Below are 13,336 nucleotides of genomic sequence, written 5' to 3' on the forward strand. Positions count from 1 at the left end.
AAGGCAAAGCATTCGCTTTGCCTTTTAATTTATACCCTACCTGTTTTTTCTACCCACTTCTTTTATTTATACTCGGGGCATTTGACCTTTTTTAGCCAACTATATTTGAGGAAAATTACATGTTGAATATGGATTTTAGCAAACGAATTGTTGTGGATAGTAATCAAATGGAGTGGGTTATTAGCCCATCCCCTAATGTTTTACGTAAGCCGCTAGAAAGAGAAGCAAAAGAATCAGGGCACACAACGAGTATTGTTCGTTATAAAGCGCAATCCTCTTTTAAGGCTCATTTGCATCCAAAGGGTGAAGAAATTTACGTGCTTGAAGGTGTATTTTCCGATGAAAATGGTGACTATCCAAGCGGCTCCTATATCCGTAACCCACCCGGTAGTACCCATACTCCCTTTAGTCGTGAAGGTTGTACGATTTTTGTGAAACTGAATCAATTTTCACCTGAAGACAATCAACAGGTTAATATTGATACCAATAATTCTATGTGGCTAGCGGGGATAGGTGGCCTACAAGTGATGCCATTACATGAATTTGCTCATGAGCATGTTGCGTTAGTTAAGTGGCCTGCTAATGAACGTTTTCAGCCCCATAAACATTTCGGTGGTGAGGAAATATTAGTCTTATCTGGTGTTTTTATCGATGAATTTGGCGAGTGTCCTGCAAATAGTTGGATCCGTTCACCTCACATGAGTGGCCACTGTCCCTTTGTTAAAGAAGAGACCATTATTTTGGTTAAAACGGGCCATTTACCTTTACTACCATGATAAAAAAGCCTCTATCTTAGAGGCTTATCATTTTTATGGTTAAAGTCACGATATACGTTTGTACTTTATTCGATGCGGTTCAATCGCAGCGGCACCATAGGTTTTTTTCAACCACGCTTCATATTCTGTAAAGTTACCTTCATAGAAGTTAATCTGCCCTTCATCACGGTAATCGATGATATGAGTAGAGATTCTATCTAAGAACCAACGGTCATGGGAAATGACCATCACACAACCAGGAAAACCGAGTAGGGCATTTTCTAAAGCGCGTAAAGTTTCTATATCCAGATCATTGGTTGGTTCATCGAGGAGCAGTAGATTACCACCTGATTTTAATAGTTTAGCAAGATGTAAACGGCCGCGTTCACCACCAGAAAGGTCACCCACTATTTTTTGTTGATCGGTACCTTTAAAGTTAAAACGGCCTAGGTATGCGCGACTTGGAATTTCGGTATTACCAATTTGAATAATATCGCTGCCTCCTGATACTTCTTGGAAAACGGTGATTTTATCATCCATGTGATCACGGAACTGATCGACACTGGCAAGTTGTACCGTTTCACCTATTTTGATTTCGCCTGAGTCGGGTTGTTCTGTGCCTGATAGCATTTTAAATAGGGTCGATTTCCCTGCACCATTTGCTCCAATAATCCCAACTATGGCACCCTGTGGAATGCTAAAGCTCAAATCATCAATCAACACACGTCCATCAAATGACTTTTTAAGATGGCTAACATCAACGACTTGTGTGCCTAAACGAGGGCCTGGTGGAATAAATAGCTCATTGGTTTCATTACGTTTTTGGTAATCTTGATTATTAAGTTCTTCAAAGCGAGCCATACGCGCTTTACTTTTCGATTGGCGACCTTTCGCATTAGAGCGCACCCATTCAAGCTCGGTTTCAATTTGACGCTGACGTGCTTTTTCCTGTGCGCCTTCTTGTTTTAACCGTTCATCTTTTTGCTCTAGCCATGATGAGTAGTTACCCTCCCAAGGAATACCGTAGCCACGGTCTAACTCTAAGATCCAACCTGCGACATTATCTAAGAAGTAACGGTCATGGGTAATGGCGACAACGGTGCCTTCGTAATCATGTAGAAAACGTTCTAACCATGCAACGGATTCAGCATCTAAATGGTTGGTTGGTTCATCTAATAATAACATGTCAGGTTTTTCAAGCAGTAGTCGACATAGTGCAACGCGACGACGTTCACCACCCGATAATAGATTTACTTTAGCATCCCAAGGGGGTAAACGTAACGCATCTGCTGCGCGTTCTAATTGGTTATCTAAGTTATGACCATCGTGAACTTCGATAATCGCTTCGAGTTCACCTTGGCGTTTTGCTAATGCATCAAAGTCGGCATCTGCTTCAGCATAGGCGGCATAAACACTATCTAACTCAGTGAGTGCGTTTTTTACTTCGCTAACTGCTTCTTCGATTATTTCGCGCACGTTTTTGTTTAGGTCAAGTACGGGCTCCTGTGGTAAGTAACCAATTTTAGTGCCAGGGAAAGCACGAGCTTCACCATCATACTCTTTATCAACACCAGCCATAATGCGCAAAAGTGTTGATTTACCTGAGCCATTTAAACCCAGTACGCCGATTTTTGCGCCAGGGAAGAAGCTGAGCGATATATCTTTAAGGATGGTACGTTTCGGAGGAACAACTTTACTCACCCGATTCATTGAAAATATGAATTTATCTGGTAATGGTGCCATTTAGGGACCCCTTGTTAGCATATTGAAAATGTAAGAATAATAGGGGAAATATCTAAAAATATAAATAGCTAATCACATGCGAAGTAGGCCGCGTACCGAATTTGCCAAAATTATAATTTTAATCTAAAAAAATATGGGCAAAAATTGTGATGTTATGCGGTTTTTGCTATCTATTTTGATACAAGGCTATCTATGTATGCTTAACTAATGCACAAAACATTTCTTTACTAAACGAATATTTAAGCTGTGGATATTAAATTTACCGAACAACACTCCCTTTTTATTACTTACTCCAAAGCACTTGCCATGATCACCGTGGTGATTGGCCACTATAATTGGATGCCATTGGATATTTATGATCCCTATATTTACCATATGCCGATTTTTTTTATTATCGGTGGCATTGTGATGAAACCGATTCGTGATGTGAAAAAGTGGCTGAAAGACTGTGTTACAAAATATATATTGTATATGGCCATTTGGTATATGGTGATTGGTTTAGTTACTTGGGTTATTAACCATATATTTGCTACAAAAATTGTGCTTCGTTTTTCTGATAGTGGGCAATTTAATCCGTTAGAATTTGCGCTTCAAAGCAATATGCATAATAACAGCTTATTTATGGTGGCTTGGTTTTTGGTTGCATTTTTTCTCATCTCTTCACTCTTTAAGATGCAGATTACTTTGATGCTTTCCTATCTGCAGCCGCGTTTTGTTCCTTTATTGTGTTTAGTTATGGGACTGTTGGTCGGTTATGTTGCAATTGCCGAAGTTGCCCCTCTATTTGATGTGAAAAAATATTGGCCAAACCCGAAAGAGTATTGGTTGATTAATTTTGTTTGTCAGTTAGGTGTTGCTTACATGTATTTGGCTATTGGATATGTAATTCAAAATAACCTTAAGATATTTGCCTCATTTAACATCTTCATTATCTCTGTACTATTGATGTTTACCTTCGTTGGTAATGACTCTTTTCATCGTTTGGGCATGTCTTGGAGTCAATACCCAGATGGTTTTTCTATCCATCTTGTTAGTGCATTACTAGGGTGTTTTAGCTTATTTTCCGTTGCGTATTTTTTAAGCGTATCGGTAAACAATCGAGCTTTAAAAGCGATCGGTTTACATTCCAAAGATATTATGACGATGCATATGTTGGCTTTTGTGATTATTGATCTTTTCATGGTGCAGTTGGGTTACTATGAATACGATAAAATATTGGCATTAGTGCATTACAAGTCAGCATCTATGTGGGCTATTTATATCTGTTTTGGTTTATTTATGCCCATTGCCGTACGTTACTTTATCTCACAACTACAAAAAACGATGCTTGTTAAAATATAACCCTGTCACCTCTAGATGCTTTGCTAGTTAGCGGCTGTAGAACATGGAAATCAGCTCCTAGTATTTTTAAGTATCATGGTTATAAATGGTTAAACTTTATTACTTGTCATTTTATAGAATACGGTAAAAAAGCTGTACGGATATATTTTAATTAATGATCTTCATTGTTACTTATTTACTATGAATTTTGTTCATCTTAAATCCCAAAAAAATTAATTTTTTTACGCTATGCAAGTGACAAAACTTTGCGTAAAATGAGCTACATCACAGAATCATTTAGATTTTATTAGATACCTACCATTTTTAGCAGGAGATGCGCATGTTTAACCGCGATATGAATATTGCAGATTACGATCCGGAATTATGGAAATCAATGACAGATGAAGTTCAGCGTCAAGAAGAGCATATTGAACTTATTGCATCAGAAAATTACACTAGCCCTCGTGTAATGGAAGCGCAAGGTAGTCAGTTAACTAACAAATATGCAGAAGGTTACCCTGGTAAACGTTACTACGGTGGTTGTGAGTATGTTGATGTAGCTGAGTCATTAGCGATTGAACGTGCTAAATCACTATTTGGTGCCGATTACGCAAACGTGCAACCTCATGCCGGTTCACAAGCTAACTCTGCAGTTTACCAAGCACTTTGTGCACCCGGTGATACTGTTTTAGGGATGAGTCTTGCGCACGGTGGTCATTTAACACACGGTGCATCTGTTAGTTTTTCTGGTAAAATTTACAACGCAATTCAATATGGCATTAATCCTGAGTCAGGTTTAATTGATTATGCTGAAGTGGAAGCATTAGCGGTTGAACATAAACCTAAAATGATTGTCGCTGGTTTTTCTGCATACTCGGGTATTATTGATTGGTCTAAATTCCGTGAAATTGCCGATAAAGTAGGTGCTTACCTATTTGTAGATATGGCACACGTAGCAGGTTTAGTGGCTGCGGGTCTTTATCCTAACCCGGTTCCTTTTGCTGATGTTGTAACGACAACAACCCATAAAACATTGGGCGGTCCTCGTGGTGGTTTAATTCTTGCCAAAGCAAACGAAGAGATTGAGAAAAAACTTAACTCGGCAGTATTCCCGGGTGGTCAAGGTGGCCCATTAATGCATGTTATCGCAGCTAAAGCGGTTGCATTCAAAGAGTGTGCAGAGCCTGAGTTTAAAGTTTATCAACAAGCCGTGTTAGATAATGCAAAAGCGATGGTAAAAGTATTCCAAGAGCGCGGTTATAAAATAGTCTCTAACGGAACTGAAAACCACTTGTTCCTAGTGGATTTAATCAGCCAAGATATTACAGGTAAAGAAGCGGATGCCGCATTAGGACTTGCTCATATCACGGTAAATAAAAACTCAGTACCTAACGATCCTCGCTCGCCATTTGTAACTTCTGGGTTACGTATTGGTACACCTGCATTCACGCGTCGCGGTGCAACACCTGTGGATGCAACTGAATTGGCTGGGTGGATCTGTGATATTCTTGATGCGATTAAAGACGAAGAGAAATTAGCAGCCGCTATTGAGAGTGTGAAAGTGAAAGTTGCCACGTTCTGTAAAGCAAACCCTGTCTATGGCTAATTAAGCTTGCATTTATTTGCGTAAATATCGATTGCCGTTTATGAAAGTAAGCGGCATTTTTTTATCCTTTTTCTTATCTCATAAAGGTACCTGACATCCAATACTGGATGCGCTTTTTGTATCAGCATTGTAGCTCGGCTCAACTCATACCAACTCCGGTAAGTATGTGATCTAAATTTTGCGTAGGAAAAACAGCTTAATTCAAGGCGTAATTTGACGTAAATGGTATCAACTCCTCTTATTTATACCAATCCGCATAAGTATTTGATCTATCTTGTTGGTTAAAATAATCGTAATAGCTAGTTATTACTTCTTATCATTAAGTGCAGAAGTGCATAAATTGAATATGCTCTCCACTCTCGATTCTCACTTTGTTATTAGCTTTTAGCTTGCTTTAACGTGTTTCCTCGGCTACAAATTGAACATAAAAATGAAGGAAAAGTAAGTTAATGGCTTTTTTTTTATCATTCCTGCATTTTTAATCGCATTTTATTGATCTTAAATTATGTTGTACAAATATAAAATGCTATGTTGCTGTCGCATCGATTTCAAATATGCAGTAGTTATGCAGTGAATATGCAGCTGAAAGTGGTTCCTTATGCGTTTTTTGTGCATATTTATGCTTTCGGTTGGTTTTCTGATTTCAGGTTTTTATCAGTAAAAACTGTATCAAAAGAAGTTTGACTACTTTATGGAAGATAAACAAACAATGGAGTTTACACATGTATAAGAATAAAATAACTCAATCCCTACTTTTAGCTGCCGGACTTTCTTTGGCTGCAACCTCTATCACAACCTTTGCCGCAAATGTTCCTGCTGGTGTCAAGCTTGCCGCTAAACAAGAACTTGTGCGTGGTAATGGCACTGAAGTCGCTTCGATTGATCCACATAAAACAGAGGGGGTACCTGAATCTCATGTAATTCGTGATTTATTAGAAGGTTTAGTTAACCAAGATGCTGATGGTAATACAATTCCTGGCGTAGCGGAGCGCTGGGAAAACATTGACAATAAAACATTTACTTTTTATTTACGTAAAGAGGCTAAATGGTCAAATGGCGATCCTGTCACTGCGCATGATTTTGTTTATAGCTTTCAACGAGCCGTTGACCCGACAACTGCATCACCTTATGCATGGTATCTTGAAATGACCACCATGACCAATGCTGCAGATATCATCACAGGTAAAAAGGATAAGTCTACTCTCGGTGTTAAAGCCATTGATGATTATACTTTACAGGTTGAGTTAGACAATGCGGTACCCTATTTTGTTATGATGATGGGCCATACCACCATGAAACCTGTCCATAAAGCGACCGTTGAAAAATTCGCCGATAAATGGACGAAAGCTGAAAACTTTGTTGGTAATGGCGCCTTTGTGGTTAGCAATTGGGTTGTTAATGAACGCATTGAAATGACGCCGAATAAAAACTACTGGGACAATGCAAAAACAGTATTAACCAAAGTGACATTCTTGCCTATTGAAGATCAAGTGGCTGAGATGAATCGCTTCCTTTCTGGTGAAATTGACCTTACCTATGAAATTCCAAATGAGCACTTTAAACGTTTGCAAAAAGAACATGCCGAGTCGCTAGCCATTAAAGGTAATCTGTGTACTTATTATTATAACTTTAATACTCATAAAGCACCTTTTGATGATCTACGTGTACGTAAGGCTATCTCCTACGCTATTGACCGTGATATCGTCGCTAATGCAATACTTGGCCAAGGACAAAAACCAGCTTACTTTTTAACACCTGAAATCATTGCTAACTTTGCGCCTCAATTACCACCTTATGGTAAATTAACGCAAAAAGAACGTATTGCAGAAGCGAAAAAATTGTTAGCTGAAGCGGGCTACAATAAAGAGAATCCTCTTAAATTCTCATTGTTATACAATACCAGTGAAAACCATAAAAAACTCGCCGTTGCGATTGCATCAATGTGGAAGAAAACATTGGGTGTTGAAGTGACACTAGAAAATCAAGAGTGGAAAACCTACCTAGAAACCAAAAAACAAGGTAACTTCGAAGCTGCTCGTGCTGGTTGGTGTGGTGATTACAATGAGCCATCAACCTTTACCTCATTAATGGAAGGCAGTAATACTACAGGTGGTATTCATTATAAAAGTGCTGAATATGATGAACTAATCAAACGTGGTATTGAAACAACCTCCGATGCTGAGCGTGAACAACTATACTACGCACAGGAAGCTTTACTTGCTAAAGACATGCCGATTGCACCAATTTATCAATATGTTACAACTCGTTTAGTCAACCCTCATGTGGGCGGCTATGCGGTTAATAATGCAGAAGATAAACTTTATTCAAAAGATATGTATATTATTGCGAAATAATATCTTTTGTATCGGAATACAAAGAGGCTATAGCAGCCTCTTTTTTGTTTAACTTAGCTAAAATTGAGTGAATTATGTTTAAATTCATCATGAAGAGGGTGATTGAAGCAATACCTACAATGCTGATATTAATCACTGTCTCTTTTTTCTTAATGCGATTTGCACCAGGTAGCCCATTTTCCAGTGAACGCACCTTACCGCCACAAGTCATGCAAAATATTAATGCAAAATATGGTCTTGATAAACCAGTTATGGAGCAATATGCCTCCTATTTAACGAATGTGATGCAAGGTGATTTAGGTCCTTCATTTAAATATAAAGACTTTACCGTTAATGAGTTGGTCAGCGCTGCTTTACCTGTTTCGGCGACCATTGGCTCTATTGCCTTTATTTTTGCCCTCTTTTTTGGTGTTTTGGTCGGCACTGTTGCGGCGCTGCGGCAAAATACTTGGTTAGATTACACAGTGATGTCAACGGCCATGCTCGGCATCGTTATGCCATCCTTTGTACTAGCACCCGTGCTTATTTATATATTTGCTATCAATTTAGGCTGGTTTCCTGCCGGGGGGTGGCTTGATGGATCTTCACAATATATTGTGCTGCCTGTTTTAGGGATGGCGATGATGTATGTGGCCACTTTTGCACGTATTACGCGCGGTAGTATGATTGAAATTTTAAATAGTAATTTTATTCGTACCGCGAGAGCGAAGGGGTTGAGTTTCTCCTATATTGTTTTGAAACACGCATTGAAACCAGCAATGTTACCCGTTGTCTCTTATATGGGGCCTGCATTTGTCGGTATCATTACTGGATCCGTTGTTATCGAAACTATTTTTGGTTTACCGGGCATTGGTAAGTTGTTTGTTAATGCCGCTTTTAACCGTGATTATTCCTTAGTAATGGGCGTTACCATATTAATTGGTTTTCTGTTCATTATCTTCAATGCGATCGTTGATATTTTACTTGCTTTTGTCGATCCAAAAATTCGCTATTAAGGGACTAATCTTATGTTAAACACAAAAAAAAATAGCGCCACAGTGGAAAGTTTAGCTGAAAATTTAGAGATTGAAGGGCGCAGTCTTTGGCAGGATGCGCGAATACGTTTTATGCGCAATAAAGCGGCGATGGTGAGTCTATTCATTTTAGTTGCGATTACTGTATCTGTTATTTTTGTACCGATGTTTGCAGAGTTTGCCTATGATGACACCGATTGGTATGCCATGCATGAAGGCCCCTCCAGTGTGCACTGGTTTGGCACAGATAGCCTTGGGCGAGATTTATTGGTGCGTACTTTTATTGGTGGTCGAATCTCATTAATGGTTGGTGTTTTAGGGGCATTTGTCGCGGTCATTATTGGTACTGTTTATGGTGCTACTTCTGGTTTCATTGGTGGTAAAGTCGATAGAGCGATGATGCGTATTCTGGAAATACTTTACTCTATTCCCTTTATGTTTTTGGTGATTGTATTAGTCACCTTTTTTGGCCGTCATATTATTCTTATTTTTGTTGCGATTGGTGCTATTGCTTGGCTAGACATGGCGCGCATTGTACGTGGGCAAACATTGAGTCTACGTGGCAAGGAGTTTATAGAAGCTGCACAAGTCTGTGGTGTCAGTAAATGGAATATTATCAGACGCCATATTATCCCCAATGTATTGGGTATCGTTGCTGTCTATTCCACGTTGTTAGTGCCGAGCATGATCCTAACGGAATCTTTTCTCAGTTTCTTAGGGCTCGGAGTACAAGAGCCGATGACAAGCTGGGGCGCTTTATTGCAAGAGGGGGCACAAACCATGGAAGTGGCTATTTGGCAGATCTCTTTTCCTGCCGCGTTTATGGTGATCACGCTCTTCTGCTTTAACTATATCGGTGATGGTTTACGCGATGCGTTAGATCCAAAAGACAGATAAAAGAATTGAAGGATAGATAATGAATTTATTAGATGTTAAAGATCTACGTGTTGAATTTACCACACAAGATGGTGATGTAACCGCCGTCAATGATCTTAATTTTTCTTTAAAAGCGGGCGAATCACTGGGTATCGTTGGTGAATCTGGCTCAGGGAAATCGCAAACTGTATTTGCTTTGATGGGCTTATTAGCCAAAAATGGCATAATTAACGGCAGTGCAAAATTTGAAGGTAATGAAATTCTCAATTTACCAGAAAAAGCACTCAACAAGGTGCGTGCAGAACAAATTGCCATGATTTTCCAAGATCCCATGACTTCACTTAATCCTTACATGAAAGTCAGCGCACAGATGATGGAAGTGTTAATTTTACACAAAGGTATGAGTAAAAAAGAGGCCTTTGAAGAGTCGGTAAAAATGCTTGAGGCAGTTAAAATACCAGAAGCAAGAGCACGTATTAATATGTATCCCCATGAGTTTTCAGGCGGTATGCGTCAACGTGTGATGATCGCAATGGCACTGTTGTGTCGTCCTAAATTGCTGATTGCTGACGAACCAACAACGGCGCTTGATGTCACTATTCAAGCTCAGATCATGGCGTTGTTAAATGAATTAAAAGCGGAGTTTAATACGGCTATTATCATGATCACACACGATTTAGGCGTTGTCGCTGGCAGTTGTGATAAAGTCTTAGTGATGTATGCAGGGCGTACCATGGAATATGGCACAGTGGATGAAATTTTCTACAAACCAAGTCACCCTTACACCGAAGGATTGTTAAGGGCGATTCCTCGTTTAGATACGGATGGCGATATATTACCAACTATTCCGGGTAATCCACCAAATTTATTAAATTTACCGACTGGATGCCCATACCAAGATCGTTGTCATCGTGTTATGGAACGTTGTAAAAAAGAAGCGCCGCAATTAATACCTTTTGCAGAACAGCGCTCCCGTGCTTGTTTTTCTGACTGGGAGTCTTGGTCATGAGTAGTAATAAAAAATTAATTCTTGATATTAATGATCTGAAAGTTCAGTTTGCTATTCCTTCTAAATCGATTTGGCCTTGGGCTAATGGAAAAGAGTTAAAAGCTGTTGATGGTGTTTCGCTTAAATTGTACGAAGGGGAAACCTTAGGTGTCGTAGGTGAATCAGGGTGCGGGAAATCAACCTTAGCGCGTGCGATTATAGGCTTAGTACCTGCCGCTGCCGGCAGCATTGTTTGGTTAGGTGAAGATTTAACTCAACTCGCTGATGAAGATTTACGTCTCAAGCGTAAAGAAATTCAGATGATTTTTCAAGATCCTTTGGCATCATTAAATCCTCGCATGAATGTGGGGGATATTATCGCTGAGCCATTACGTACTTTTTACCCCAATTTAAGTAAAGATGAGGTTAAAGCACAGGTCAAAGAGATGATGTCTCGCGTTGGCTTATTGCCGAACGTGATTAACCGTTATCCCCATGAGTTTTCCGGTGGGCAATGTCAACGTATTGGTATCGCGCGCGCATTAATACTCAAACCAAAAATGATCATTTGTGATGAACCCGTTTCAGCCTTAGATGTATCAATTCAAGCACAAGTTGTTAATTTATTGAAAGAATTACAACAGGAGTTTGGTTTGAGCTTAGTTTTTATTGCCCATGATCTTTCCGTTGTGAAACATATAGCAGACCGTGTATTGGTGATGTACCTTGGTAATCCGGTTGAATTTGGTGAATGTAAAGCGTTGTTTGCAGATCCGAAACATCCTTATACGCAGGCGTTAATGTCTGCTGTGCCTATTCCAGATCCGCGTATTGAGCGTAATAAAAAAATACAGATGCTAGAAGGGGAGTTACCTTCGCCAATTAACCCGCCTTCAGGTTGTGTATTCCGTACACGCTGTCCGATTGCAACGGATAGTTGTGCAGCTGAAAAACCACGATTAATTGGCAATGAAACACACGCATTGTCCTGTTTGTTGCGCAGTTAATCATAGCTGATTGATTTGCTAATAGTTAACCCATCAATATGATGGGTTATACCCATTCCTATATTTTAATAAATATAAATGAGTAGTTCATTAAGCCATCCTTTAAAAATGGTAAAAAATTAATTATTTTTGCTGGTGCCTGTACATAGAAAGATATGCTTGAATTGCCAACTTAAAAAGTGATAAAGAGTGGCAAACAATGAATGATCTCCATTGTTGATATTTCATTACTTTCCAATAAACATCACATTAAAGGCGTATAAAAATCAAGCTTTATCATGTAATAATATATTTAATGTTGAATTATCCTTTCTCTCTGTTAAAGTGCGATCATCGCCGTTTTATTTAGTGAATCTATTGAATTAAAACGAACTTTCATTGGCACTTTTTTTAAGTGAGTCTAAAATTTTACCGTTAGAGTTAAAAACAAGGAATCCGCATAGTGATTAAAATAGGGCGCCGGCTTTACGTGACATATCCTCTTACTAGCAAACATTTATTATTATTGTTAGGTTTCTTTTTGGTTGGATGTGATAAAAAAACTGATGCACCGCCTCCTGTTGTCAGAGAGGTTAAAGTCATTACTGTTGAACCAAAAACCGTGGATATTAAAATCCCACGTTTGGCTCAGCTAGAGAGTTCCAAAGAGGTTGCTGTCGTTGCCCGAGTTTCAGGCTTCTTAGATAAAGTTGCTTATAAAGAAGGTACTGCTCTTAAAAAAGGTGACGTCATGTTTATTATGGATAAACGTCCGTTTTTAAGTGAACTTGATGCGACAAAAGGTGAGTTGGCAGCTGCACAGGCAAGATTATGGACCGCCAATGCAAATTTAAAACGTATTAAACCACTTGCTGAAGCTGATGCGATGAGCCAAAGTGATTTAGATACAGCAACAGGCGAACAACGGGCTGCAGAAGCCGCCGTATATTCAGCTCAAGCTGCGGTAAAAAATGCACAATTGAATCTGAGTTATACAACTATCAAAGCCCCTGTAACCGGATTAAGTGGTGCAGCCTTCCAACGTGAAGGAGCCTATTTAAATTCAATGGGGGAATCTGCTTATATCTCTTACGTTGCGCAATTAGATCCTATTTGGGTCAATTTTGCTTTATCGCAAAATGAATTAACTAAGTATATGCAAGAGCAAAAAGATGGCTTGATAACAGCACCAGAGCAAAGCGATTATAAATTTGAAATCGTGCTTGCCGATGGCAGTACATATCCTCATACAGGTTACTTGGACTTTTCTTCGCCTATCTTTGATAAAAATACAGGTACGGTGAAAATAAGAGCCGTGGTACCAAATCCGAATCTTTATCTACGACCTGGTATGTTTGTATCGGCAAATATATTAGGGGCAAAACGTCCTAATTCAATCGTTATCCCTCAACAGGCAGTGCAACAACGTGCTAATGGACCTATCGTTCTAGTGGTTAATGATAAAGGCATCGTCGAAGCTCAGCCAGTTGTTATCGGTGAGTGGTTAGGTGATGGTTGGATTATCGAAGATGGTCTTAATGGTGGGGAAGCGCTAATCGTTGATGGTTTTAAAACCACAGCACCTGGAATGAAGGTGAAAGCTTTACATTATATTCCTAAAGCAAAAGAGTCCGCGAAACCTGAAAATACAAAAGATCAGGTGAAGACCACCGAATCTGTTGAGCATTAATTAAG

Annotated in this window: 10 protein-coding genes; 9 read left to right on the forward strand and 1 reads right to left on the reverse strand. The window is 39.2% G+C overall.

All coding sequences use genetic code 11. From position 1 onward, the window contains the following. The first annotated feature begins 119 nt into the window (after window positions 1-119). Complete coding sequence (locus AB2N10_RS03180) at window positions 120-776, forward strand: cupin domain-containing protein (RefSeq protein WP_354625114.1); 657 nt, start codon at window positions 120-122, stop codon at window positions 774-776. Window positions 777-821: 45 nt separating this feature from the next. Here the strand turns inward: AB2N10_RS03180 and ettA are convergent, their stop codons facing one another. Then, entirely contained in the window at window positions 822-2,498 is a 1,677-nt protein-coding gene (gene ettA, locus AB2N10_RS03185) for an energy-dependent translational throttle protein EttA (RefSeq protein WP_354625115.1), read from the reverse strand. 246 nt (window positions 2,499-2,744) lie between these two features. Between ettA and AB2N10_RS03190 the strand changes: the two genes are divergently transcribed. The 8 genes from AB2N10_RS03190 (at window position 2,745) to AB2N10_RS03225 (ending at window position 13,331) form a co-directional block, all read left to right on the forward strand. After that, the gene (locus tag AB2N10_RS03190) at window positions 2,745-3,839 is read left to right on the forward strand and encodes an acyltransferase family protein (protein WP_354625116.1); all 1,095 of its coding nucleotides are present in this window, start codon (window positions 2,745-2,747) and stop codon (window positions 3,837-3,839) included. Between the two features lie 319 nt (window positions 3,840-4,158). After that, window positions 4,159-5,424, forward strand: coding sequence for a serine hydroxymethyltransferase (gene glyA / locus AB2N10_RS03195; RefSeq protein WP_354625117.1), 1,266 nt, complete (start codon window positions 4,159-4,161; stop codon window positions 5,422-5,424). A 722-nt stretch (window positions 5,425-6,146) separates the two neighbouring features. Then, complete coding sequence (locus AB2N10_RS03200; protein ID WP_354625118.1) at window positions 6,147-7,778, forward strand: ABC transporter substrate-binding protein; 1,632 nt, start codon at window positions 6,147-6,149, stop codon at window positions 7,776-7,778. Between the two features lie 74 nt (window positions 7,779-7,852). Next, a complete protein-coding gene (gene oppB, locus AB2N10_RS03205; RefSeq protein WP_354625119.1) occupies window positions 7,853-8,773 on the forward strand; it encodes an oligopeptide ABC transporter permease OppB in 921 nt (306 codons plus the stop codon). A gap of 12 nt (window positions 8,774-8,785) precedes the next feature. Beyond that, the gene (gene oppC / locus AB2N10_RS03210) at window positions 8,786-9,688 is read left to right on the forward strand and encodes an oligopeptide ABC transporter permease OppC (RefSeq protein WP_354625120.1); all 903 of its coding nucleotides are present in this window, start codon (window positions 8,786-8,788) and stop codon (window positions 9,686-9,688) included. Window positions 9,689-9,707: 19 nt separating this feature from the next. Beyond that, the gene (locus AB2N10_RS03215) at window positions 9,708-10,676 is read left to right on the forward strand and encodes an ABC transporter ATP-binding protein (RefSeq protein ID WP_354625121.1); all 969 of its coding nucleotides are present in this window, start codon (window positions 9,708-9,710) and stop codon (window positions 10,674-10,676) included. Continuing rightward, window positions 10,673-11,662, forward strand: coding sequence for a murein tripeptide/oligopeptide ABC transporter ATP binding protein OppF (oppF, locus tag AB2N10_RS03220; RefSeq protein WP_354625122.1), 990 nt, complete (start codon window positions 10,673-10,675; stop codon window positions 11,660-11,662). The genes AB2N10_RS03215 and oppF overlap by 4 nt, the downstream gene beginning before the upstream one ends. A 442-nt stretch (window positions 11,663-12,104) precedes the next feature. Continuing rightward, window positions 12,105-13,331: an efflux RND transporter periplasmic adaptor subunit gene (locus AB2N10_RS03225; RefSeq protein ID WP_354625123.1), complete on the forward strand. Its 1,227-nt coding sequence runs from the start codon at window positions 12,105-12,107 to the stop codon at window positions 13,329-13,331. The last annotated feature ends 5 nt before the right edge of the window (window positions 13,332-13,336 follow it).

Origin of the sequence: Psychromonas sp. MME1 (genome assembly GCF_041080865.1) — a bacterium.
In the GTDB taxonomy this organism is placed as follows: Bacteria; Pseudomonadota; Gammaproteobacteria; order Enterobacterales; family Psychromonadaceae; genus Psychromonas.